Here is a 23,660-nt window from a genome sequence, read left to right as displayed (position 1 = left end):
CCGGAATCTCGAGGTTCCGGGTTCTATGCTTCGCATAGCCCCGGAACGACGCTGTACCTACGCCGCGCGGATGTTCGACAGGAAGCCGTCGATCTCCGAGCGCAGCACGTCGGCCTCGCGGCGCAGCGCGTCGGAGGCGCTCAGCACCTCGCCGGCGGCAGTGCCCGCCTCGGCCGAGGCGGTCGAGACGCCGACGATGTTGCTCGACACCTCGCTGGTGCCGCCCGCCGCATGCTGGATGTTGCGGGCGATCTCGCGGGTCGCCGCGCCCTGCTGCTCGACCGCGGCGGCGATCGCGGTGGTGACGTCGTTGATCTCGCCGATCGTGCTCGAGATGTTGCGGATGGCGGAGACTGCCGTCGTCGTCACCTCCTGCATGCTGACGATCTGCTGGCGGATTTCCTCGGTTGCCTTCGCGGTCTGGCTCGCGAGGTTCTTCACCTCGGAGGCGACCACCGCAAAGCCGCGGCCGGCCTCGCCGGCGCGCGCCGCCTCGATGGTGGCGTTGAGCGCGAGCAGATTGGTTTGCGAGGCGATGGTCTGGATCAGGTCGACCACGACGCTGATGCGTGCGGAATTGTCGGCGAGCCCCTGCATCGTGCTGTCGGTGGCGCTGGCTTCCTCCACCGCCTTGCGGGCGATCTCCGCCGAGGTCACGACCTGGCGGCCGATCTCCTGGATCGAGGACGACAGCTCCTCGGTGCCGGCCGACACCGTCTGCACGTTGACCGAGGTTTCCTCGGCGGCCGACGCGACGGCATTGACCAGCGCGCTCGACTGGTCGGCGGTCGCCGACATGCTCTGCGCAGTCGACTGCATCGAGTTCGCCGCGGTCTGCAGGCTGCCGAGCGCGCTGCGGACGTTGGATTCGAACGTGACGATCTGCGCTTCCATGCGCGAGGCGCGCTCCGCCTTGGCGCTGCGATCCTTGTTCTGGTTTTCCGTGAGCTCGCGGCTCTCGACCATGCTCTCGCGGAACACCTGCAGCGCGTCGGCCATGACGGCGATCTCGTCGCGCTGGCGGCTCTGCGGGATCTCGGTGTCGAGGTCGCCGTCGGACAGCAGCTGCATCGAGCGCTGCAGGCCGCGGATGCGGCGCAGGATGTTGCGTCCGACATAGAGCCAGACGAACAGGAACGAGCCGACCAGCGTCAGCGCGCCGAGGCCGATCATCACCATGGTCGCGAGCGAGATCTGCTGCCGCGCCTGGAAGGTCGAACTGTCGGTCTCCTTCTGCACCGCGTCGACCAGCTGCTGGACGCTGATGCCGAGCCCGACATTGAGCTTGCGCGTCTCTTCCAGGATGGTCTGGCCGTAGTCGATCGCGTCGAGCTCCTTCTGGCGGATCTTGAACACGCCGGTCTTGCCTTCGCCGAGCACGAGCAGCCTCGAGGCGGTGTCGCGCACCGCGACGATCGCGGGATTGTTCGGCAAGTCCTCGAGGTTGGACTTGACGCGTTCGCGCCCGGCCTTGAACTCGGCCTCGATCGCATCGAGGGTTTCGCTGGAATTGGCCGACAGCGCCGCGGTCATGTCGGCGGCCATCAGATTGCCGGCGGCGAGCACGTTGCTGATCTGGCCGACGGTGCGGGCAGCTTCAGTGGCGTCGTCCGCGGAGACTTCGGCCGCGGCGAGGATGGCGTTGAGCCGGGTCTGCGCGTCGAGCATCGCGGGACTTGCGGCGGAGACGAACGCCGCCTGCGCCTTGCGCAGTGCGTTGTACTGCTTGTCGCGCAGCGCGCCGACCTCGAGCCGCTCGCGCGCCGCCGAGATCAGGCTCTTGGTGGCCTCGTCGGTGTTCTTGACGTTCTCCTGCAATGCGCTGACCACGGATTTGTCGGCGCCGAGCTCGATGATCTCGCCGAGCTTGGCGCTGGTGAGCCGCGCGACGTCCTGCACCTTCTTGGTGCGATCGTTCAGCGCGTCCTCGCTCTGCACGGCGAGCAGGCCGGGGCCTTGCGCCGCGAGCGAAGCGCTTTGCGCGGCAAGTTGCAGGCTCGCGGCAAGCCGCGGAATGTCGCGGCCGGAGAGATCGGTCATGGTGCCGCCGAGCTGATGCAGCACGATGCCGGCGCCTGCGCTGATCACCAGCGCCATGCCTGCGATCACAGCGAACGCCGCGAACAGGCTGCCCCTGACGCCCATTTGCGGCAGATGGATACGCTTGAGATTTGGTTTGCCGAGCTTGAACCGAAACGCCATTGCCCCTGTGCCCCCTGGCCCACTACGCTTGGCCACTATCCCTGGCCACTACTCTTGGATGTTTCCCCGGCGCGGGAGTATCGGTGCGGCCGGTTAACAAAATCGGGAAAATTGCGACGATCTGCGGGATTTTTCAGGGCTGCCGCGCAGTGGCGACGTCTCGGTTCGCCGTGCGGAATCGATGCACGCGATCGGATGCAAAAAGGCCGGTATGCGCCGGCCTTTTCCACTGTTGGTTGTGGGCGTGCTCTCAGTAGCGGCCGTAAGCAGGGCCGCCGAGGTTGCCGAGATTGAAGCGGTAGTTGAGGCCCGCCTTCACCGTGTGCTCGTCATTGTGGAAGCTGCCGACCGGCACCAGCGCGCCCGGCGCGGTGAAGCGGCTGTCGCCGAAGTCATAGTACTGGTACTCGACCTTGGCCGACCAGTTCGGCGCGAACATGTATTCGGCGCCGCCGCCGATGGTCCAGCCGTTGCTGTGGTTGTCGCTGAGCCTGAAGCCGACCGGCGCGCCGCCGAGCGTCACCGTTTCGTTGTTGTCGGAATAGGCATAACCGCCCTTCACATAGATCAGGCCCGGACCCCAGGTGTAGCCGACGCGGCCGGTGATCGAGCCGATGCCGCGCTGGTTGTTGTTGTAGACGTAGCCGCCCGGGAAGATCGCGTTGAGCTGATGGCCGCCGACCCAGGAATACTGGCCTTCGAGGCCGATCACCCACATCGGCGACAGCTGCCAGTCGTAACCGGCCTGCACGCCGCCCATGAAGCGGGCGTCGGAGTCGGACAGCGCGAGGCCGTTGAAATTGTTGTTCTGGGAGAAAACGCCGCCGAGATGGCCGCCGAGATAGAAGCCGGTCCAGTTGTAGAGCGGAGCGGCGTAAACAGGCGCGGGCGCCTTCTGATAATAGCCACGGTTGAAATCGGCGGCGTTGGCGGTCTCGCCAAAGGCAGCGACGGCCGCCGCGACGGCGGCGGTTGCGAGCAGGAACTTCTTCATGGGGGTAGTCTCCGGACAAGTCATGAGGCGCAGCGTGAATGGCGCCATCCACGGCGACGGGTTAGACCGCATTTGAATAAAATGCAGTCACCGGAACGCTGCGCGGAGCGTTAAGTCGCAGCCTTTGCGGCGAAACGTTTTGTTGTGCCTAACGAACGCTTAAGGTGGAATGAAGCAAGGCTTAACGCGGTGTGCGCGGCGCGCATTTCCTGTTAACCAAGCCGTCGGTTAGAGCATGATCCGGAAAAGTGCGAAGCGGTTTTCCCTCGCGACAAACGCGGAACGCGTTTGCGCGGAGATCATGCTCAAACAAGGAGCTAAAGCGCGATGATGATTCAACCTAATGTCATCGCGCTTTAGGCCAGGCGCTTGCGCACATCGTCGCGCATCTGCTCGCGGAACGCCTCGCGGCGGGCGGCGCGATCCTTGACCGGGACGTCGTGGCGATCGAACACGTCGAACTTCTCCAGGATCGGATAGTGCTCGCTCGCCATCGCCAGCACGCGCAGCACGGCGGCGACCTTCGGGGTCGGGCCGCTGACTTCCCACCTGCGCAGCTTTTCGGCGCCGCCGGCGGCCGATAGCCCGCACAGCTTTGCCATGTCAGCCGCCGTCAGCTCGCGGCCCAGCGCCTCGCCGAGATGTTCGCGCAGTTTCTTCAGTTCCGGGCCGGTCACGCTTGGTCCGCTCCGCGATGGCAAAATGTGAAGTGAGTCACATGACGTGCTCGAGGCGCGGGCTATACGCCACGCAGGCGAGTTCTAAAGGAAACCATCATGCACGGCATCATCGAAAGCCTCAGCCCCGAACACGATCAGATCGATTGGAAATGGGTCGGCAGTGTGTTCGCCTTCTACGTCGTGCTGACGATCGGCGGGATGGGTGTGCTGCTGGCGCGTTGATTCCAGCGCACGCGGGCGCACCGCGTGCCTGCGACTGCCATCGTTTGCGAAGATCCTGGTGCTGCCAGACAGGATTGAACTGTCGACCTCTCCATTACCAATGGAGTGCTCTACCACTGAGCTACGGCAGCATGCCCGGGAAAAATTGAATCGGCCCCAAGGGCCCGTCCAAGCGGGCGGTTCTTGCCACAGGCCTCCCTTTGGCGCAAGCGAAACAGCGCCCCTGCCGCCCTTGAAATCGGCAGAAATCGACCGCCTCGCCGATGATTCCGGCCAATCTGGCCGATTTCGGCCGGATTAGGTTCCCGATTGCGCCGAAACTATCCCGATCCGCGCTTGCCGCCGAATCATATCGCCGCAACTGGCCGACCGGGCAGGGTGCGCGAGCACCCGCCATTGGCTATGCTCACCTCGCGCAGGGCGGCGGCGGTTCGAGAGTTTTGCAATGACAGGCGACCAGGACAGAGGCGGCGGGCAGGCCGGAGCCCGCGTGAAGGATTCACGACAGGATCGTCTCAAGCTGGCGCTGCGCGAAAACCTGAAGCGGCGGAAATCGCAGGCGCGCGGTCGCGAGGATGTGGCTTCCGAACCAGCCGATGGCTCGCTAGATGACGCCGGCGGAAACGAGCCGCGCCGTTAACCCAGTTCGTGCTGTCATAAGGAAGCGGGTTGCCGAGATGGCTGTAGATGAGACGACGATCGATCGGCTGAGCGCAACCGCCTACGCCTTCCCGCGCCATGAGCAGACCTTTCCGACCCTGACCGCGCACGAGATCGAGCGGATGCGCCGCTTCGGCGAGCCGCGCTCATACCAGGACGGCGAGGCGCTGTTCGAGACCGGCAAGCCCGGGCCCGGCATGTTCGTGGTGCTGTCGGGCAATGTATCGATCACCCAGCGCGACGGCCTCGGCCATGTCGCGCCGATCATCGACCAGGGACCGGGCCAGTTCCTCGCCGAGATCGGCCAGCTCTCCGGCCGCCCGGCGCTGGTCGACGGCCATGCCGATGGGGTGGTCGAGACGCTGCTGCTGCCGCCCGACCGGCTGCGCGCGCTCTTGGTTGCGGAGGCCGATCTCGGCGAGCGCATCATGCGCGCGCTGATCCTGCGCCGCGTCAGCCTGATCCAGGGCGGCGCCGGCGGGCCGGTGCTGATCGGCCCCGCCTCGGTCGGCAACATGGCGTCGCTGCAGAATTTTTTGGCGCGCAACGGCCAGCCGCACCACCTCCTCGACCCCGCGACCGACAAGGATGCCGCCGACCTCGTCGCGCGCTATTCGCCGACGCGCGCCGAGCTGCCGCTGGTGGTCTGTCCCAACGGCACGGTGCTGCGCAATCCGTCCGAGACCGCGCTTGCGATGGCGCTCGGCATGATCGGCAACAGCGCGCATGAAAAACTCTACGATGTCGCCGTGGTCGGCAGCGGCCCGGCCGGGCTTGCCACCGCGGTCTATGCGGCGTCGGAAGGCCTGTCGGTTGCGGTGTTCGATTCCCGCGCCTTCGGCGGCCAGGCCGGCGCCAGCATGCGCATCGAAAACTATCTGGGCTTTCCGACCGGCATCTCCGGCCAGGCGCTGGCCGGGCGCGCCTTCAACCAGGCGCAGAAATTCGGCGCCGAGATGCTGATCCCGGTCTCGATCAAATCGCTCGACTGCACGAAAGCGTCCGGCGCATTCGTGCTCGACACCGCCTGCGGGCATACGCTGCGCGCGAAATCCGTGGTGGTCGCCAGCGGGGCGCGCTATCGCCGGCCCGAGATCGACAATCTCGATGCGTTTGAAGGCCGCGGCGTCTGGTACTGGGCCTCGCCGATCGAGGCGCGGCTCTGCGCCAACCAGGACGTCGTGCTGGTCGGCGGCGGCAACTCCGCGGGGCAGGCGGCGGTGTTCCTGTCGGCGCATGCCCGCAAGGTCAACATGATGATCCGCGGCGGCGGGCTCGGAGCCAGCATGTCGCGCTATTTGATCGAGCGCATCGAGGCGACGCCGAATATCGAATTGATGTTCAACACCGAGGTGATCGGGCTCGACGGCGCGGAGACGCTGCAGCGGGTGCGCTGGCGCAGCCGGCTCGCGCCCGACGAGTTCATCATGGATATCCGCAATCTCTTTTTGTTTGTCGGCGCCGATCCGGCGACCGGCTGGCTCGAGGGCTGCGGGGTGCAGGTCGACCGCGGCGGCTTCGTGATGACCGGCGTGCAGACCGGCGAAGGCGCGCGCGCCGTGCCGCTGCTCGAGACCACGGTGCCCGGCGTGTTCGCGGTCGGCGACGTCCGCTCCGGATCGGTCAAGCGCGTCGGCGGCGCGATCGGCGAGGGCGCTCAGGTGGTGGCCGCGCTGCACGGCTATCTCGCTGACGCGGGCAGTCCGACGCTGTAGCTTTTCCCCCGTCATCCTGAGGAGCCGCGAAGCAGCGTCTCGAAGGATGAATCGGCCACAGTGCGGGCCGTGCATCCTTCGAGGCTCGCTCCGCTCGCACCTCCAGCGACAAAGGCGAAGCTTTGCGCGGGGATGACGGGTTAAAAGAGACGCACAAGTAAGGAAGCCAGAATGACAAAAGGCTGCACCCATATCGCCGGCATCCAGGATGTCACGCCGAGTGCGCTTGGCTGCGAGGAATGCTTGAAGAGCGGCAGCCGCTGGCTGCATTTGCGCATCTGCCGCACTTGCGGCCATGTCGGCTGCTGCGACGATTCGCCGAACCGGCATGCGACGGCGCATTTCCACGCCACCGGCCATCCCGTGATCGAGGGCTACGATCCGCCGGAAGGCTGGGGCTGGTGCTATGTCGACGAGGTGCTGTTCGACCTGTCGAAGCGCAAGACGCCGCATAACGGACCGATCCCGCGCTATTATTGACGAGGCTTCTCGCACGGCGCACGTGCCGCATCGTGTGACATATGTGCGAAAATTTTCAGCAATCGCCCGCGCCGGCAATTTTTGATGGGATGTCGGCCGTCCTGCCATCGAAGCATGTAGCAATTTTCCGTCACGCATCGTAACCTCGCACGCGGGTCTCAACGGGGAGTGCGCCACATGACGACATTGGTGCTCGTGCACGTCATTATCAGCCTGATTGCAATCGTCGCCGGCGTGCTCGTGATGTTCGGGCTGCTCGGCTCGCGCGCGATGCCGGGGCTGACCGCGATCTTCCTCGCGCTCACGATCCTGACCAGCGCCACCGGCTTCGTGATCCCGCCTTTGGTGACCGAGAAGCTGCTGCCGTCGCACATCATCGGCGGGCTTTCGCTGGTGCTGCTCGCGATCGCCTGCATTGCGCTCTATGCGATGCAGCTCAATGGCGCCTGGCGTCCGATCTATATCGTGACCGCGATGGTCTCGCTCTATCTCAACGTCTTCGTGCTGGTCATCCAGAGCTTCCTCAAGGTGCCGGCGTTGCAGGCGCTGGCGCCAGCCGTGCCGCCGAACCCGCCATCCGGGCCGGTCTTTGCCGTGGTGCAGGGCATCGTGCTGGTGTTCTTCGTCCTGGTGACCATCGGTGCCTGGCGCCGGTTCAGGCCGGTCACGTTCGCCTGATCTGACAACACCTCGTCATTCCGGGGCGACGCGCAGCGTCGAACCCGGAATCTCGCAATCTAATCTCTAGATTCCGGGTACGCTTCGCGTGCCCCGGAATGACGCATTGGCAACAAGAGGAGCAATCAAATGCCCTCCATCACCACCAAAGACGGCGTCGAGATTTTCTACAAGGATTGGGGCTCGGGCCAGCCGATCGTGTTCAGCCATGGCTGGCCGCTGTCGTCGGACGACTGGGACGCGCAGATGCTGTTCTTCGTGGGGCACGGCTTTCGCGTCGTCGCCCATGACCGCCGCGGCCACGGCCGCTCCGCCCAGGTCGCCGACGGTCATGACATGGATCACTATGCCGACGACCTCGCTTCCGTCACCGCGCATCTCGACCTGAAGAACGCCGTCCATGTCGGCCATTCCACCGGCGGCGGCGAGGTGGTGCACTACATCGCCCGCCACGGCGAGAGCCGGGTGGCGAAGGCGGCGATCCTGAGCGCGGTGCCGCCGTTGATGGTGCAGACGGCGAATAATCCCGGCGGCTTGCCGAAGTCGGTATTCGACGGCTTGCAGGCCCAACTCGCCGCCAACCGCTCGCAATTCTACCGCGATCTGCCGGCCGGGCCGTTCTACGGCTACAACCGGCCCGGCGCAAAACCGTCGGAGGCCGTGATCCAGAACTGGTGGCGGCAGGGCATGATGGGCGGCGCCAAGGCGCATTACGACGGCATCGTCGCGTTCTCGCAAACCGACTTCACCGAGGATCTGAAGAAGATCAACGTGCCGGTGCTGGTGATGCATGGCGACGACGACCAGATCGTGCCCTACGCCGACTCCGCCCCGCTCTCGGCCAAGCTTCTGAAGAACGGCACGCTGAAGACCTATAAAGGTTTTCCGCACGGCATGCCGACGACGGAGGCCGCGACGATCAACGCCGACCTGCTGGCGTTCATCAAGGGCTGAAGGTGAGAGAGGCTGTGCTCTGCGCCGCGCGTCTCAACATTGCGCAGCCTCAATCCACCTCGCCCGGTGGCTTACTCCTCTCCCCACAAGGGGCAGGGCAATCGCATATGGAATGAACCGATTCCTCCGCGCCGTTCTGTCCGGGCTAAACACTTGTCCCGGCCATCCACGTCTTCTCTTCGCGTGGAAACGAAGACGTGGATGCCCGGGACAAGCCCGGGCATGACGAGTTTGTGGGAACTCCGATCGCCTCAAACGGCCATATGCGATTGCCCTACCAAAAGGGGGAGGAGTCCGAAGCATGTGCTCGCCTTACGGAGACTATGTTTCGGAAGCGCCGTGATCGGCTGGCTCACTCGAAAATCGCGCGGATCGCGGCGAACAGGCGCTTGGCGACCAGGTCCGGCTTCTCGCGGGCGCCATCGTCGGCCCAGAGCTCGCTGCCGACGCGCATCGCGCCGGTCGTGATCATCGCGACCAGCCGGGCTTTCATCCGGTCATTCTTGTGGTTGGCGCGCTTGAGCAACGCGTTGGCGAGTTCGCGCTCAAGCCCTTCATATTTGGCCTGATCGCGCGCCTGCAGCGCTGGATTGTCGCGCTTCAGCCGCGCCAGCGCGACCGCCTCGCGCGGATCGATCTGCTTGACCATGTCGGCGATGGCGTTCTCGGCGGCCTGCAGCATGGATTCAGTGGCCGGGCGCGCCGCAACGGCTGCGATCAGTGCCGCGGTGCCGTCCTCCTGCCAGGCCAGCACCACGTCTTCCTTCGAGGCGAAATAGTGAAAGAAGGTGCGGCGCGAGACGTCGGCGGCGGCGACGATGTCGTCGAGCGTGGTCGCCTCGAAGCCGCGCTCGAGAAACAGCATCATCGCGGCCTTGGTCAGCCGCTCCCGGGTCTCCTGCCGCTTGCGCGCGCGCAGGCCCGCCGCCGGCGACGCCGGATTCGCTTTGGATTGCACCGACTTGACCGGTCTTTTGATCGATTTCCTGGCCGGTTTTCGCGCGGGCGCCGGACGTTGCAATTTTTCACCCCTTGCAAAAATGCACTTAGTGCACATTTCGTCGGATGCGGCTGGACCCGCAGGAACCCGACGAGAAACCCGAATCGTGTCGCAAGGAGATATAAGCATGACCGGCTGGAGCACTGCAGACATTCCGCGGCAGGGCGGCAGGACCGCCGTGATCACGGGCGCTACCGGCGGACTCGGCTACGAGACCGCGCTGGAACTGGCGCGCGCCGGCGCCAATGTCGTGCTCACCGGTCGCAACGGCGCCAAGGGGCAGGACGCGCTGGCGCGGATCCGCGCGCAGCTTCCCGATGCCGCGGTGACCTATGAAACGCTCGACCTCACGAACCTCGCATCGGTCGCCGATTTCGCCGGGCGCTTCGCCGCCACGCATACCACGCTCGATCTCCTGATCAACAATGCCGCGGTGATGTCGCTGCCGACGCGGCAGGTCACCGCTGACGAGTTCGAGATGCAGTTCGGCACCAACTATCTCGGCCACTATGCGTTGACCGCGCTGCTGTTGCCGCAGCTCCGCCGCGGCCACAACACCCGCGTCGTCAATCTTTCCAGCCTTGCGCATCGCTCCGGCGTCATCAATTTCGACGATCTGCAGGCCCGCCGTTCCTACGCGCCGTGGCGCGCCTACTGCCAGTCAAAGCTTGCGATGCTGATGTTCGCGCTCGAATTGCAGCGTCGCAGTGCGATCAACGGCTGGGGATTGATGAGCAATGCCGCGCATCCCGGCTACGCGCGCACCGAGCTGATCCCGAACGGTCCCGGCACCGACAGCCTGTCGTGGCGGCTCGGTCGATATTTGCAGCCGATCATGAGCCACTCCGCGGCGGCGGGCGCGTTGCCGACGCTGTTCGCGGCGACCTCAGCCGCGGCCCAGCCGGGCGGCTATTACGGCCCCAACGGGTTCTACGAGTTGAAGGGCCCACCTGCGCCGGCGCGCATCATGCCGCACGCCAGGGACACCGCGGTAGCGCAGCGGCTATGGGATATCTCGGCGGCGCTGACCGGTGTATCGTTTGATCAGGTCGCAACCGCCGCCTGAACGGATCGGGCGGCAGCAGGGCAATCGAGATGAAGGTCATCCTGTTCGGCGCGACCGGCATGGTCGGGCAGGGCGTGCTGCGCGAATGCCTGCTCGATCCCGGTGTCGAGCGCGTGCTCGCGGTTGGGCGCAGCCCGACCGGGCAGCGCGATGCCAAGCTTGTCGAGTTGATCCACGACAATTTCGTCGATTACAGCGCGATCGAGCCTCAGCTTGCCGGCTACGACGCCTGCTTCTTCTGCCTCGGCGTCTCCTCGATCGGCATGGACGAGGCACGCTACCGCCATCTCACCTACGACATCACGCTGGCCGCGGCGACGGTGCTGGCGCGGCTCAATCCCGGCATGGTGTTCAGCTATGTCACGGGACGCAGCACCGATTCCACCGAGCGCGGCCCGTTGATGTGGGCGCGGGTGAAGGGCAAGACCGAGAACGATTTGCTCAAGCTGCCGTTCAAGGCCGCCTACATGTTCCGGCCCGCCGGGATCCAGCCGCTGCATGGCGTCCGCTCCAAGACCGGCTGGGTGCAGGCGATCTATCTCGCGACCTCGCCGCTGCTTTCCTTTCTGGTGCGGGTCGCCCCGAACTACATGACGACGTCGGAACAGCTCGGCCGCGCCATGCTGAAGGTCGCCCGCGACGGCTACCCCAGGCCGGTGCTGGAGAGCGAGGACATCAATCGCCTCTGAAGCGCGGTGGGCCGGTTCCCTCGAGCGGCGATTTCGCCAGGTCTCTTGGTACCTCCCGGACCGCGAGGCGTTATAACCACCGTCATGTCCCCACCCGCGCCGCTGAAACTGATTGCTCTCGATGCCGATGACCTCGCGGTCATCTCGGCTCATGTGCAGGACGCCCACGTCCAGCCCTCCGACATCGTCTGGCGCCAGGACGAGAAGCGGCTCGTGGTCGGCCTGAACCGGCTGGACTGGGAGCAGACCCTGTCGGGCGGCGCCTGCTCGCGCCGGCTGATCGCCGCGCTCAGGTTCGACCGGGTGCTGGCATGCAAGTCGCGCAATATCGACCTGGAAGTCCCGGAAGCCACCCTGGAACTGCTCGGGATCGAGTTCTATGCCTCCGACCCGCCGGGCGGCAGCGCGCTCCTGATGTTCGGCCATGGTGGGGCGCTGCGGCTGGATGTCGAGTGCCTGGAGTGCGAATTGACTGATCTGGGCATCGACGATCTCGGCGTGGCGCCGGGGTGATTGGGCACGTCATTCCGGGGCGGTCCCAACGGGTCCGCGCAAGGCGCGGCCCGATGACAGGCTCCGGACCGAACCCGGAATTTCGAGATTCCGGGTCTGGTCCTTGGGACCATCCCGGAATGACATCCCCCAAGGGTTGACGGCCATTATCCGTCGCGCCATTGAGCAGGGACCCGAATTCCTCCTAAGAAAGCCGTCATGCCCGTTCGCCTGGACCGACAGAGCGCCGATTTCGAGCAGCGATTCCGCGATTTCCTGGCGGCCAAGCGCGAGGTGTCGGCCGACGTCGAGCGCGCCACCCGCACGATCGTCGGCGACGTGGCGGCCCGCGGCGACGCGGCGCTGCTCGAGGCGACCAAAAAGTTCGACCGCCTCGATATCGAGGCGGCCGGCCTGCGCATTACCGCAGCCGAGATCGACGCCGCGGTTGCGGCCTGCGATCCCAAGACCGTCGACGCCCTGAGGTTCGCGCGCGACCGGATCGAGACCTTCCACCGCCGCCAGTTGCCGAAGGATGAGCGCTTCACCGATGCCGCCGGCGTCGAGCTCGGCTGGCGCTGGAGCGCGGTCGATGCGGTCGGCCTCTACGTGCCCGGCGGCACCGCGGCCTATCCGTCCTCGGTGCTGATGAACGCGGTGCCGGCCAAGGTCGCCGGCGTGCCGCGGGTGGTGATGGTGGTTCCGGCGCCGGACGGCAAGCTCAACCCGCTGGTGCTCGCCGCCGCCCATCTCGGCGGCGTCTCGGAAATCTACCGCGTCGGCGGCGCCCAGGCGGTGGCGGCACTGGCCTACGGCACCGCGACAATCGCGCCGGTCGCCAAGATCGTCGGCCCCGGCAACGCCTATGTCGCCGCGGCAAAACGGCTGGTGTTCGGCAAGGTCGGCATCGACATGATCGCCGGCCCCTCCGAGGTGCTGGTCATCGCCGACGACACCGGTAATGCCGACTGGATCGCGGCCGACCTCTTGGCCCAGGCCGAGCATGACGTCAGCGCGCAGTCGATCCTGATCACCGACAGTGCACGGCTCGCCGCCGACGTCGAGCGCGCGGTCGAGACGCAGCTAGCGACCTTGCCGCGCGGCGAGATCGCCCGCACCTCGTGGAACGACTTCGGTGCCGTGATCAAGGTGGCAAAACTCGACGACGCGGTCGAGCTCGCCAATGCGATCGCGGCCGAGCATCTCGAGATCATGACCGCGGATGCCGAGGGCCTGTCGAACAAGGTCCGCAACGCCGGCGCGATCTTCCTCGGGGCCCATACCCCGGAGGCGATCGGCGACTATGTCGGCGGCTCCAACCATGTGCTGCCGACCGCGCGCTCGGCGCGGTTCTCCTCGGGCCTCGGGGTGCTTGACTTCATGAAGCGAACCTCGATCCTGCGGTGCGGGCCGGATCAACTCCGTGCGCTCGGGCCCGCCGCGATGACGCTCGGCCAGGCCGAGGGTCTCGATGCCCATTCACGTTCCGTCGGATTGCGCCTCAACCTCTCATGAACAAGCCACCAGACGACGAGGATTCCAACAATCGCATCGTCGCGGTGACGCTCGACGAGGAATCGATCGGCCGTTCCGGGCCCGATATCGAGCATGAACGGGCGATCGCGATCTACGATTTGATCGAGCAGAACCTGTTCGCGCCCGAGGGCGCCGCCGGGCCGGGGCCTTACACCCTGCATATCGCGATCACCGGCAACCGGCTGATGTTCGATATCCGCAAGGAGGACGGCGCGCCGGTGGTCGCGCATCTGTTGTCGCTGACCCCGTTCCGCCGCGTCGTGAAGGACTACTTCATGATCTGCGACAGCTATTATCAGGCGATCCGGACCGCGACGCCGGACAAGATCGAGGCGATCGACATGGGCCGCCGCGGCATCCATGACGAGGGCTCGCGCACGCTGCAGGAGCGGCTCAAGGGCAAGGTGCGCGTCGATTTCGAGACCGCGCGGCGGCTGTTCACGCTGATCACTGTGCTGCACTGGAAGGGTGAAGGCGCATGATCGGTGAAGCGGTGATTGACGGGGGCGTACCCCGATCGAAAAAAGCCTGATCGCATGGAAGCGCCGCGCGCGCGCAACCCCCAGGCCGTGCTGTTCGCATGCGGCCTGAACAGCGTGCGGTCGCCGATGGCCGAAAGCCTGCTGCAGCAGATGTTTCCGCAAGGCCTCTATGTTCGCTCGGCCGGCGTCAAGAAGGGCGAACTCGACCCGTTCGCCGTCTCGGTGATGGCCGAACTCGGCCAGGACATTTCCAGCCACAAGCCGCAAACCTTCGAGGAGCTCGAGGACTGGGAGGGGCTGAACTTCGATCTCATCATCACGCTGTCGCCGGAGGCGCACCACAGGGCGCTGGATCTCACCCGCACGCTCGCCGCCGATGTCGAATACTGGCCGACGCAGGATCCGACCGGCACCAGCGGCAACCGCGAGCAGAAGCTCGCCGCCTACCGCGAGGTCTGCGACGGCCTGTTGCTGCGCATCCGCCGCCGCTTTGCCAGGGCCGGCGCGGCAAACCTGTGAGGCGCGGCCAGGCGAGGGGACCAGCGTGTTCCGATTCGCAGAACCGCCGCTTGTCGCCAGACTGACAAACAGCTGTGCTTATGGGGTCTGGTCTCAGGCGGGGGCGCGATTCGCGGCCGGTTCCAAGGTTGTGCATCCATGCCCCATCCGATAGGTTCCGCCCGCGTCTGTCCCCCCCGATTCAGCCCAAAAGCCCGCATGCTAGGCCGTCCCAAATTCGTTCTTGCTTCCGGTTCGCCGCGGCGGCTGGCCCTGCTCAACCAGGCCGGCATCGAGCCCGATGCGCTGCGCCCGGCCGATGTCGACGAGACTCCGCGGCGGGGCGAGTTGCCGCGCGCCTGCGCCAACCGCCTGGCGCGTGCCAAGGCCGACGCGGCGCTGAAATCGGTGCATCTCGACGACGACCTGCGCGGCTCCTTCATCATTGCCGCCGACACCGTGGTCGCGGTCGGCCGCCGCATCCTGCCCAAGGCCAATCTGGTCGACGAGGCCGCGCAGTGTCTGCGGCTGCTGTCGGGCCGCAATCACCGCGTCTACACCGCGATCTGCGTGGTGACGCCGCGCGAGGCATTCCGTCAGCGCCTGGTCGAAACGCGCGTGCGCTTCAAGCGGCTCAGCGAGGACGACATCCAGGCCTATATCGGCTCCGGCGAATGGCGCGGCAAAGCCGGCGGCTACGCGGTGCAGGGCATTGCCGGGTCGTTCGTGGTCAAGATGGTCGGCTCCTACACCAATGTGGTCGGCCTGCCGCTCTACGAGACCGTGACCTTGCTCGGCGGCGAGGGCTTTCCGATCCGCCACGGCTGGCTCAACTCCGTCGCGGTGTGAGGTATCCACTGAGGTCGTATCGCATCGCAGATGCGATACGGATGGGACTCTTTCCTCGTGAACGACTCGCGATGAGACCCCACCCCAACTGCTCCACATCGTCATGGCCGGGCTATGCAACGAGGCCGATAGCCGGACGCGATAGCCTGCCGCAGGGGCGCGCTGCCAAAATATCGAAAACAACCCCATGCAAAGTAGCCGGCGGCTGCGGGCGTTCGACACGACAACTTGACTCGTCGGGCAAATCAGCGGCATTCTTCCATTATCCAGAAATCGCGGAGACGCCCTTCGCTCCGAGGCTATCGCCCTGCGCTTGCGGGCGAGGCCGCCGTCTCGAGCCACGAGGCCAAGCACCTGCGCGGCCGGCGAAGACGCATATGCGATTGCCCTACCCGTAAGCAGGGAGGGAACGCAGCGGAACATGCGGCAGATGATGTAAACTCCGGCTCAGCCATGACCGACCAAGCCCGAACGCCCAAGGCCATACCCTCTGCCACCCCGCGCGCCTGCCCGATCTGCGGCAAGCCCGTCGAGCAGGCCTTCCGCCCGTTCTGCTCGGCGCGCTGCCGCGACGTCGATCTCAACCGCTGGCTGACCGGCCGCTATGTCGTGCCCGGCCGCGAGGACGACGCGGAGGACCCGGAATAGCCAAGATTTCCCAACAAGTTGGGGAAAGAGTGCCGGGCGGGCCGCGGCCGGCGAAGCCTTTGGCGAAGGCGGGTGGACACGACGCTCCGACCTCTCTATAAACCGCCCGCTCGCTCCGGCCTTTTCGGCCCCGCGGGTATGCCCAGGTAGCTCAGTTGGTAGAGCATGCGACTGAAAATCGCAGTGTCGGTGGTTCGATCCCGCCCCTGGGCACCACTCCTGAACAGATTTATGAAACCAAGGTTTGGGTTGACCCTTTCGGCCGAAAACGGACCGGATGCTGTCATTTGAGCCGACGGTCCTCCGACGCGATGATCGCGTCGACCACGCTTGCGAGATAGGCCTTCCGAGCAGCGACGTCGCCCGACACGAGTTGCTGACGCATCAGGCGGGTGAACCGATCGATAGCGATCGGGTCAATCTGGATGGGGGGTGCACTCGACTTCTTCGCATAATGGAGAGCCACAACGGCCCTACCCCGGCTTGCCATCAACGCGGCGATCCGGTTCTTGAGGGATCCGGATCCATCGGTACCGTCGATAGCGCCGGTCTCAATGGCCGCATAAAGGCGCTCCAGCCGTTCCTCGGTCTCGGAAGTTTGGCGTGCTAGCTAGAGCCTATCGCGCGAAAGGATCTTCATAAAGAGTCCGTCCAGCTGTCTCCGGCATGAAGCGCAGCGCGATCAGCCCAACAACGCATGTAGCCATCATGTAATAGGCCGGCATCAGCTCGTTCCCGGTAACAGAGATAAGGCCGCTGTTGATTGCCGGCGCCGTGCCGCCAAAAATGGATGTCGAAATGTTGTAAGCGCCGGCGAAGCCGGCGAAACGCACGTGGGTGGGAAACATGGCCGGGAAAGTCGCCGAAATGGTCGCGAGTTGCGGTACGTAGAGCAGCCCGAGCAGAATGAAGCCGACACAGGCGCCGACGAGGCCCGTGCCCATGAGCATGTAGAGAGGGGCCACCAGCAGAAACAACCCGATCAGGGAGAAGCTCCACATCGGACGGCGCCCGATTCGGTCCGAGAGCCGGCCAGCAAATGGCAGGAACAGCATCATGAACAGCATGCCGAGGAGCGGCACCGCAAGCGCCTCATCCGGCGACAGGCCGATGCGGCTCTGAAGATAGGTTGGCATGTAGCTGAGCAGCGTATAATTGACGACATTGAGCGCAACCACCAGGCCGCCGACGACGAGCATAGGACGCCGGTGACGTGCCAGAAGGGCGATCAGGCCTGGTGAGGATCGTGCCTGGCTTGCGGTTTCGTGGGCACGGAAGACCGGCGTATCTTCCATTCTCGCGCGCAGATACGCGCCGACGAGGCCCATTGGCGCGGCGACCAGAAACGGAACGCGCCATCCCCAGTCGTGCATCGCCTGATCACCCAGAAAGAGCGAGAAGGATAACATCAGGAATGCGCCCAGCGAGAAGCCGGCCAGCGTTCCGAACTCCAGGAAACTCCCATAAAAGCCGCGTCGGTCATCGGGAGCGTACTCGGCCATGAACGTCGCGGCGCCGCCGTATTCGCCACCGGTCGAAAAGCCCTGTACGATGCGGAGAAGAACGAGCGACAGTGGCGCCCAGAAGCCGACGCTGTTGTAGGAGGGAATAAGCCCGACGCACAGCGTCGCGCCCGACATCAGCAGTATCGTTAGCGCCAACACGGATTTTCGGCCCACCCGGTCTCCCAGCGATCCCCAGAATATCCCGCCTAGCGGCCGTATGAGGAAGGAGATCGCGAACGTAGCCAACGCAAAAAGCACCGCTTCCCCGACGTCTCCGGGAAACAGTGCCGCGGAAATGTACGTCACGCCATACGCATAAATGCCGTAGTCGAACCATTCCGTCGCATTGCCGACGGCAGAGGCGGCAATCGCACGGCGCAACGTGGCGCGATCAGCAGTTGGATCAGGTGCGGAAACAGAGGCATTCACGATTGCTGTTCTCCGATCACCGCTGCGTCGGGCGTATTGGGGTCAAGCAGCGATGCAATCGGCGTCGTGCGTGGAAGAATCTGAAAGTCCTGCTGCTCGGGTGCAGGAACAGGTGGGGTTGCCGTCTGCCGCCACATGCCGAACGCGGCCGCGCCGCCGGCGCAAAGGGCGATGAAAAGGAAAAGCCCGCCTCTGCTCCAGCCTGTCATGAATATCGCTCCACCGATCGGCCCGAGCGCGGCGCCGACGGAATACAACAGCACCAGCCGTCCGCTTGCGGCGATACGTTGTGCGGCGTGCAGACGGTCGTTGCAATGGGCCACGCAGAGTGGATAGAGCGCAAAGCTGAGACCACCAAACATTGTTCCGAGAATCAGCAGCCACGGGCCGACCGACGAGAGAAAGGAGATGACCAAGCTGATACACAGGGTTGCCGCGAAACTGAGCACGATGACCTGGCGACGATCATAGCGGTCGGAAATGCGTCCGAGCGGCCATTGCAGGATCACGCCGCCAAGAATCACGATCATCATGAAGTGGGCTGTCTGCGATAAATCGAACCCTAGGCGTCGAACCTGCACTGCGGCCAATCCGTAAAATGCCCCTAACATCAAGCCGGTCGTCATTACTCCGACAGCACCGAGGGGAGATGCGGCAAAGAGTGTTCGGGTTCCGAACGCCGCGGCTTCGGCAGGCGGCGGCGCCGAGTTGCGTGTGAGACAAAGTGGAATGATCGCGAGCGAGATTAGCATTGACGCTAGTTGAAACGGAACAGCAGGCAAATCACCGCTGGCTCCAAGCAGCAACTGTCCCACCGCCTGTCCGCAATATAGTGCAACCATGTAGGCCGCTAGAATGCTGCCGCGCGAGGCCGCGTCAGCGCGTTCGTTTAGCCAGCTCTCGAGACAGACGAACACGCCGGCGACGCAGAAGCCGTCGATCAGCCGCAGTCCCGACCAGAGCAGAGGATGGATGATTTGCGCGTAGCCGAGCGTGCTCGCGGAGAGAAGCGCAACGAACGCCGCAAAGGCGCGGATATGTCCCACGCGCCGGACGATACGTCCCGAGCGCAGGGCTCCGACGACCAGCCCGGCAAAATAGGCGGTCGCCACCGCGCCGATCACGATCGTGCCCTGTCCCGCCCGCTCGAGCCGCAAACTCAGGAGCGTCGCCATAAACCCGCTTCCCGCCATGAGCATAAAGATGGCGAGCAGCAGGCTACGAACCGGGGAGATTGCCGCAAGCATGACGATTGCGACGCGCGCCGTCAGGCCGCGCGCCGGCCTTCCGCTTCCCCGTCGGCCTCCACCGGGACACGATGCAGAACCCTAGCGCTAGCATCGAAGTGGCAAACGGTCACGACGAACTGAACGTCAGCGTTGCGAATCTGATGCCGCGTCGCAATCACGTCGATTCGTGCGTTATCGAGGGCTCGCAGCGCATCGAACACCAAGCCTGGCCAAGTGATGTCGCTGTCGGCCATCGCTTGACGCCATCCGTCCGCGCCGTCATCGGCAACAAAGCGTGCATAGATACCAGGCTCGTAGGTCTTCTTGTGCTCCAGCAGCAGGTCAGTCGTCCCGGCACAGGCGGAGACGACAAAGGCGCGATTGTAAAGGTCCTCGCCCTTGCGCTCCGCGATCGGAACGTCGTCGAATAGCGTGCCAGTCGCGGCCATCGATGTGCCGCCGATCTTCTCGACACTATGAAAACCGCTCATGCGAGAGCATCCTCCATCAACGGGCCGTGCTGAGGCACGAGAGCTTTCGGGTCGCTGCGCGCGGCAACGAAGCTCGGCCGCGGTTTTTTGACGCCGAATGGCGCCTGCAGCCGGTTGCTCACGGCGTTATAGACGAAGAACGCGTTAGCGCGTGGAAATGGCGTGATGTTGCCGTTCGATCCGTGCATCGTGTTGCAATCGAAGATCACCACCGTGCCCGCCTTACCGGTCGGCGCCACGATGCCGTGGCGGTGCGCCAACTCGGTCAGACTTTGCCGGTCGGGCACGCCATACTCCTGCTTCTTCAGTGACGTGCGATAGTGGTCTTCCGGCGTCGCCCCAATACAGGTCAGGAAGACGCGGTGCGATCCGGGCATCAGCATCAGGGGGCCATTGTCCGGCGTATTTTCCGCCAGCAGGACTGACATGGAGAGTGCTCGCATGCGCGGCATGCCGTCTTCCACGTGCCAAGTCTCGAAGTCGGAGTGCCAGTAGAACTCCTTGCCTTCGAAGCCGGGCTTGTAGTTCAGGCGTGACTGATGGATGTAGACCTTGTCGTTCAACAGGAACTGAGCGATGCCTGACAAGCGTGCGTCGGCGGCGAGGCGCCCGATCACTCTACTCTGAGAGTGGATCTCGAAGACCGAACGGATTTCTTGGCTGTCCGGCTCGGCGATGATCGTTTCCGGATTGAGGCCGTTAGGGCTCGATAGCAGTTTCTTTGCCTGCGTCTGCAGGTGGTCGACTTCCTCGGGAGAGAGGACATCCTTGAGCACGAGGAAGCCATCGCGATCGAACTGCTCGGCCTGCTGCCGCGTTAGCGGTGCGCTCTCGCTCCAGTCGCTATGAATAACGGGATCGAGACGCGGAAGCATCTGGGCCTCCGAGGTGAGACGGGATGGGTAAATGTCTGTCAATGCCTTTCCCTCTTTCAGTTGTTTCAGGAGTTAACGGCCGCCTCGCGCGGCGCTTCGACATCAGTCGGATAGGCACCAGTCTCATCGTGCACTTCCTGGCCGGTGACCGGCGGGTTGAACACGCAGGCCGTCAGGAGGTCAGTGTCCGGGCGAACGATATGCTGGTCGTTCTTGTTGAGTGCGTACATGATGCCCGGTGCGAGCTTGTGCGTTTCGCCGGTCCCGAGGTCTTCGATGGTCCCGGTTCCCTTCAGTATGAAAACCGCCTCGAGATGGTTCTGGTAGTGCATCTTGAGTTCTTCGCCCGCGTACATCGTCGTAATGTGGAAAGAGAAGCCCATGCCGTCGCTCTTGAGCAGAAGGCGGGCACTGTCCCAGCCCTTCGATTTGACGAGACGATCGGTCTTTTGAATGTCGCGGAGTTGACGAACGATCATTGTTCTTTCCTTTCGTTATTCGGCTGCAATGCCGTAGCTGCCGGTCCGCACCGCGCGGACCGACTCCTCGATGATGTCGAGGCCGGCCGAGAGAGCGGCGTCGTCGATAATGAGAGGTGCAAGCACCTTGACGATTTCGTCGTGTGCGCCGCTCGTTTCGATGATGAGTCCGGCGGCAAAACAGGCGCTGGTGATGGCATCGGCAGTTTCACCGGACCCGACGTCGATGCCGCGCATCATGCCGCGGCCGCGTGTCGAAAGGCCGAATCCAGAAGCGATGGCATCCAGGCGTCGTGCGAGCAATCGTCCCTTGCGCTGGACGTCCTGCTCGAACTCGTCATCCTTCCAGAAGTTCCGCAGAGACGCGGTGGCCGTGATGAAGGCGTGATTGTTGCCCCGGAACGTGCCGTTGTGTTCGCCGGGCAACCATTGATCCAACTCGGGTCGGAACAGTGTCAGCGCGAAGGGAAGCCCCATGCCGGACAGCGATTTTGCCATGGTGACGATGTCGGGCGTAAAACCCATGCCTTCAAAGCTGAAAAACGGACCGGTGCGTCCGCATCCGGCTTGAATATCGTCGACGATAAGGAGTGCGCCGTGGCGTTTTGCGATATCGGCGATTGCACGCAGCCAATCCGGCGATGCGGTGTTGAGACCGCCTTCGCCCTGAACCGTCTCGACTAGAATCGCGGCCGGCGCATCGAGCCCGCTGGAAGGGTCGGACAGCCGCCGTTCCAGCAGCGCGGCGGTGTCGAGATCCGGGCCGTGATAGCCATCGTAAGGCTCGTGGCTGACATGGCTGAGTGGTACGCCCGCGCCGGTGCGCTTGGCGGCATTGCCGGTGCAGGCCAGCGCACCGAGGGTCATGCCGTGGAAACCGTTCGTGAAAGCGATCACCAGTCCACGGCCGGTCACCTTGCGGGCCAGTTTGATGGCGGCCTCGACCGCGTTAGTGCCGGTCGGTCCGGTGAACATCACGCGGTAGTCCAGCCCGCGTGACTTCAGAATCAGCGACTCGAATGTTTCGAGGAACTCCGCCTTGGCGTCGGTATGCAGGTCAAGCCCGTGCGTGATGCCGTCAGTCGAGATGTAGTCGATCAGCGCTTGCTTCAGCGCGGGATGATTGTGTCCGTAATTAAGCGTCGAGCATCCCGACAGGAAGTCTAGATAGCGTCCGCCCTGATTATCATACATCCAGACATTGTCAGCTCGGCTGAACTGGCGCGGCATGGTGCGCGCATAGCTCCGCACGACCGACTCCCGGCGTTCGTAAATGGATCGGTCCGGGATATGGCTGGTCGGCTTGGGTCGTGTATGGCGAGCAAGTGTGGTTGTTGTGGTCATGTCGTCAGTTCTCCTGATCTCTGGCTCCGGGCTGTCGGTTTGGCAGGGGGCCAATGCGGGCCAACCACTCTGTGGCGTGCTTACCGGCGAAATGCGCGTCGCACTCGAACATCACACTGCGGATCAGCGGAGCGCCCCACGCGCGGGCCAGTCCGTTGAACAATGCCCAGGATGGAGCGTTGTCGTCGGTCACTGTGGTGAGGAGATACTTGGCACTTTCGGCGGAAGGGCGATCCAGCAGCGCGTTGATCATGCGCTGAGCAAGGCCTTTGCCGCGCGCCGCCTTCGCGACCGCGACCTGCCAGACGAAGAAGCTGTTCGGTTCCGAAGGCGGGCGATAACCTGAAACCCATCCTAGAATTTGCGCGTGACGTTCCGCAACGAGGCAGGAGTCCGTGAAGTGCGTGCACTGGAGCAGGTTGCAATAGGCGGAATTGGAGTCCAGTGGCGCGCAGGCTGCGACCAGGCGGGTAACCGCGGGGCCGTCAGCGGGCGACGGCTTTCTCAACTGGAACGCTTCGTTGACATCCGGAGCAGCGTCGAAAACCACTGGCGAGGATCCACCGAAAGCGTCGACCCGAGGGCCGGCTATTGCTTCAGATTTCGAATTAATCGCTTCATTCTCCGAAATATATAGCGCTTTACCTTATAGGAAAATAAGTGGCGAAATCTTGAAAATTGGCTTGAGATCTCACATCAAAATCTTCGTAGATATTTCGTTATCCGAATAAAATTTGAAGGGCTCACTTGGAACCGGTTACGATTCGCCTCGGCGCGGCCGTAGCTATAAGAAAAGCCACATGAAATCAGAGATCGCCTCACTGACGCTGCGCGCCCTGCGAAGAGTGCTGCGGGCAACTGAGATCGGCAGTCGCCAGCTGGCCATTGCGACCGGCCTTACGACATCGCAATGGCTCGTGTTGCGAGAGATCGACGCGCGCGAGAAAACCACACCGGGTGTCATTGCGCAGGCGCTTCAGTTCGGTCAGGCAACGATCACGACGATCGTCGATCGGCTTGTGGCGCTCGATCTAGTGCAGCGCCAGCGTAACGCAAACGACAAGCGCCAGTTCCTTCTGACGGCGACGCCGGCAGGCAGGGACATCGTGGCCAACGCACCCGACTTGCTTCACCTGACGTTTACAGATCGCTTCGTCCAGTTGCCGCAATGGGAGCAGGCCATGATCCTTGCTGCAGTAGAGCGGCTGGCCATGCTGATGGACGCGCACAACATCGATGCCGCGCCATTGCTGGACAGCGGGGCCATCGATCGATCCCAACCCAGATAGGTCGATTGCCTCGACTGCGTGGACGGCTCGACAGAGCCGGATCTTCCCGCGCAGGTTAGTGGCCGACATATCATCAGAAGCCGACGTCGGATCGGATGATTGCGGAGTCGGACGAGCCGCTCGGGCCGCATCGAAACCTGCACTGAATGTCGGTATCGGTGGGCTGCGCATCCA

26 protein-coding genes and 2 tRNA genes are annotated in these 23,660 nt (G+C 64.2%); 16 read left to right on the top strand and 12 right to left on the bottom strand.

Going from position 1 to position 23,660, the window contains the following annotated elements:
• Nucleotides 1-57: 57 nt before the first annotated feature.
• From ACVMIH_RS23785 to ACVMIH_RS23775, 3 genes are all read right to left on the bottom strand, one after another.
• Complete coding sequence (locus tag ACVMIH_RS23785) at nt 58-2,202, bottom strand: methyl-accepting chemotaxis protein (protein ID WP_456863523.1); 2,145 nt, start codon at nt 2,200-2,202, stop codon at nt 58-60.
• A 250-nt stretch (nt 2,203-2,452) separates the two neighbouring features.
• Nucleotides 2,453-3,196: an outer membrane protein gene (locus tag ACVMIH_RS23780; RefSeq protein WP_456863520.1), complete on the bottom strand. Its 744-nt coding sequence runs from the start codon at nt 3,194-3,196 to the stop codon at nt 2,453-2,455.
• Nucleotides 3,197-3,552: 356 nt separating this feature from the next.
• Nucleotides 3,553-3,873 carry a hypothetical protein gene (locus ACVMIH_RS23775; protein WP_456863517.1) on the bottom strand — a complete coding sequence of 107 codons (321 nt, stop codon included), beginning with the start codon at nt 3,871-3,873 and terminating at the stop codon, nt 3,553-3,555.
• A gap of 99 nt (nt 3,874-3,972) precedes the next feature.
• Between ACVMIH_RS23775 and ACVMIH_RS23770 the strand changes: the two genes are divergently transcribed.
• Nucleotides 3,973-4,098 (top strand): hypothetical protein, encoded by a 126-nt coding sequence (locus ACVMIH_RS23770; RefSeq protein ID WP_256527829.1) that lies wholly within the window; start codon nt 3,973-3,975, stop codon nt 4,096-4,098.
• Between the two features lie 56 nt (nt 4,099-4,154).
• Here ACVMIH_RS23770 and ACVMIH_RS23765 read toward each other — a convergent pair.
• A tRNA-Thr gene (locus tag ACVMIH_RS23765) sits at nt 4,155-4,229 on the bottom strand.
• 314 nt (nt 4,230-4,543) lie between these two features.
• On the opposite strand from ACVMIH_RS23765, the gene ACVMIH_RS23760 reads away from it, so the two are divergent.
• From ACVMIH_RS23760 to ACVMIH_RS23740, 5 genes are all read left to right on the top strand, one after another.
• Entirely contained in the window at nt 4,544-4,738 is a 195-nt protein-coding gene (locus ACVMIH_RS23760; RefSeq protein ID WP_225160827.1) for a hypothetical protein, read from the top strand.
• Between the two features lie 37 nt (nt 4,739-4,775).
• A complete protein-coding gene (locus ACVMIH_RS23755; RefSeq protein ID WP_456863514.1) occupies nt 4,776-6,473 on the top strand; it encodes an FAD-dependent oxidoreductase in 1,698 nt (565 codons plus the stop codon).
• Nucleotides 6,474-6,644: 171 nt separating this feature from the next.
• Nucleotides 6,645-6,953 carry a UBP-type zinc finger domain-containing protein gene (locus ACVMIH_RS23750; protein ID WP_057018148.1) on the top strand — a complete coding sequence of 103 codons (309 nt, stop codon included), beginning with the start codon at nt 6,645-6,647 and terminating at the stop codon, nt 6,951-6,953.
• A gap of 177 nt (nt 6,954-7,130) precedes the next feature.
• A complete protein-coding gene (locus ACVMIH_RS23745; protein ID WP_456863511.1) occupies nt 7,131-7,631 on the top strand; it encodes a hypothetical protein in 501 nt (166 codons plus the stop codon).
• Between the two features lie 129 nt (nt 7,632-7,760).
• Nucleotides 7,761-8,585, top strand: a complete 825-nt coding sequence (locus ACVMIH_RS23740) for an alpha/beta fold hydrolase (protein WP_456863508.1) — start codon at nt 7,761-7,763, stop codon at nt 8,583-8,585.
• A 352-nt stretch (nt 8,586-8,937) separates the two neighbouring features.
• Here ACVMIH_RS23740 and ACVMIH_RS23735 read toward each other — a convergent pair whose 3' ends face one another.
• Nucleotides 8,938-9,543, bottom strand: coding sequence for a TetR family transcriptional regulator (locus ACVMIH_RS23735; RefSeq protein WP_229193278.1), 606 nt, complete (start codon nt 9,541-9,543; stop codon nt 8,938-8,940).
• Between the two features lie 169 nt (nt 9,544-9,712).
• Here ACVMIH_RS23735 and ACVMIH_RS23730 point away from each other — a divergent pair, with 169 nt between their 5' ends.
• The 9 genes from ACVMIH_RS23730 to ACVMIH_RS23690 all read left to right on the top strand — a co-directional run bounded on the left by ACVMIH_RS23730 (nt 9,713) and on the right by ACVMIH_RS23690 (nt 16,061).
• Entirely contained in the window at nt 9,713-10,651 is a 939-nt protein-coding gene (locus ACVMIH_RS23730; RefSeq protein WP_057018150.1) for an SDR family oxidoreductase, read from the top strand.
• Between the two features lie 29 nt (nt 10,652-10,680).
• Nucleotides 10,681-11,340: an epimerase gene (locus ACVMIH_RS23725; protein ID WP_456855149.1), complete on the top strand. Its 660-nt coding sequence runs from the start codon at nt 10,681-10,683 to the stop codon at nt 11,338-11,340.
• Between the two features lie 84 nt (nt 11,341-11,424).
• The gene (locus ACVMIH_RS23720) at nt 11,425-11,853 is read left to right on the top strand and encodes a DUF2948 family protein (RefSeq protein WP_057018152.1); all 429 of its coding nucleotides are present in this window, start codon (nt 11,425-11,427) and stop codon (nt 11,851-11,853) included.
• Between the two features lie 198 nt (nt 11,854-12,051).
• Complete coding sequence (gene hisD / locus ACVMIH_RS23715; RefSeq protein WP_456863505.1) at nt 12,052-13,347, top strand: histidinol dehydrogenase; 1,296 nt, start codon at nt 12,052-12,054, stop codon at nt 13,345-13,347.
• Nucleotides 13,344-13,850, top strand: a complete 507-nt coding sequence (locus ACVMIH_RS23710) for a UPF0262 family protein (RefSeq protein ID WP_016841326.1) — start codon at nt 13,344-13,346, stop codon at nt 13,848-13,850. The genes hisD and ACVMIH_RS23710 overlap by 4 nt, the downstream gene beginning before the upstream one ends.
• Before the next feature lie 54 nt (nt 13,851-13,904).
• The gene (locus tag ACVMIH_RS23705) at nt 13,905-14,369 is read left to right on the top strand and encodes an arsenate-mycothiol transferase ArsC (protein ID WP_076828053.1); all 465 of its coding nucleotides are present in this window, start codon (nt 13,905-13,907) and stop codon (nt 14,367-14,369) included.
• A gap of 198 nt (nt 14,370-14,567) precedes the next feature.
• Entirely contained in the window at nt 14,568-15,197 is a 630-nt protein-coding gene (locus tag ACVMIH_RS23700; protein ID WP_018269043.1) for a Maf-like protein, read from the top strand.
• Nucleotides 15,198-15,650: 453 nt separating this feature from the next.
• Nucleotides 15,651-15,845 (top strand): DNA gyrase inhibitor YacG, encoded by a 195-nt coding sequence (gene yacG, locus ACVMIH_RS23695; RefSeq protein ID WP_057018155.1) that lies wholly within the window; start codon nt 15,651-15,653, stop codon nt 15,843-15,845.
• Between the two features lie 140 nt (nt 15,846-15,985).
• A tRNA-Phe gene (locus ACVMIH_RS23690) sits at nt 15,986-16,061 on the top strand.
• A 401-nt stretch (nt 16,062-16,462) separates the two neighbouring features.
• Here the strand turns inward: ACVMIH_RS23690 and ACVMIH_RS23685 are convergent.
• The 7 genes from ACVMIH_RS23685 to ectA form a co-directional block, all read right to left on the bottom strand.
• Nucleotides 16,463-17,779, bottom strand: coding sequence for an MFS transporter (locus ACVMIH_RS23685; protein WP_316398582.1), 1,317 nt, complete (start codon nt 17,777-17,779; stop codon nt 16,463-16,465).
• A complete protein-coding gene (locus ACVMIH_RS23680) occupies nt 17,776-19,026 on the bottom strand; it encodes an MFS transporter (protein ID WP_456855151.1) in 1,251 nt (416 codons plus the stop codon). The genes ACVMIH_RS23685 and ACVMIH_RS23680 overlap by 4 nt, the downstream gene beginning before the upstream one ends.
• Before the next feature lie 20 nt (nt 19,027-19,046).
• Nucleotides 19,047-19,499, bottom strand: a complete 453-nt coding sequence (locus tag ACVMIH_RS23675; RefSeq protein WP_456855152.1) for a hypothetical protein — start codon at nt 19,497-19,499, stop codon at nt 19,047-19,049.
• Entirely contained in the window at nt 19,496-20,374 is an 879-nt protein-coding gene (thpD, locus tag ACVMIH_RS23670; RefSeq protein ID WP_283812345.1) for an ectoine hydroxylase, read from the bottom strand. Before thpD ends, ACVMIH_RS23675 begins: the two co-directional genes overlap by 4 nt.
• 65 nt (nt 20,375-20,439) lie before the next feature.
• Nucleotides 20,440-20,853: an ectoine synthase gene (locus ACVMIH_RS23665; protein WP_076827282.1), complete on the bottom strand. Its 414-nt coding sequence runs from the start codon at nt 20,851-20,853 to the stop codon at nt 20,440-20,442.
• Between the two features lie 15 nt (nt 20,854-20,868).
• Nucleotides 20,869-22,197: a diaminobutyrate--2-oxoglutarate transaminase gene (gene ectB / locus ACVMIH_RS23660; RefSeq protein ID WP_057017677.1), complete on the bottom strand. Its 1,329-nt coding sequence runs from the start codon at nt 22,195-22,197 to the stop codon at nt 20,869-20,871.
• A gap of 4 nt (nt 22,198-22,201) precedes the next feature.
• Nucleotides 22,202-22,747: a diaminobutyrate acetyltransferase gene (gene ectA, locus ACVMIH_RS23655; RefSeq protein ID WP_245311500.1), complete on the bottom strand. Its 546-nt coding sequence runs from the start codon at nt 22,745-22,747 to the stop codon at nt 22,202-22,204.
• Nucleotides 22,748-22,997: 250 nt separating this feature from the next.
• Between ectA and ACVMIH_RS23650 the strand changes: the two genes are divergently transcribed.
• Nucleotides 22,998-23,486, top strand: a complete 489-nt coding sequence (locus ACVMIH_RS23650; RefSeq protein ID WP_057017678.1) for a MarR family winged helix-turn-helix transcriptional regulator — start codon at nt 22,998-23,000, stop codon at nt 23,484-23,486.
• The last annotated feature ends 174 nt before the right edge of the window (nt 23,487-23,660 follow it).

It is taken from the genome of Bradyrhizobium sp. USDA 4503, from assembly GCF_054055815.1.
This window is presented reverse-complemented; position numbering and strand designations above follow the sequence as displayed.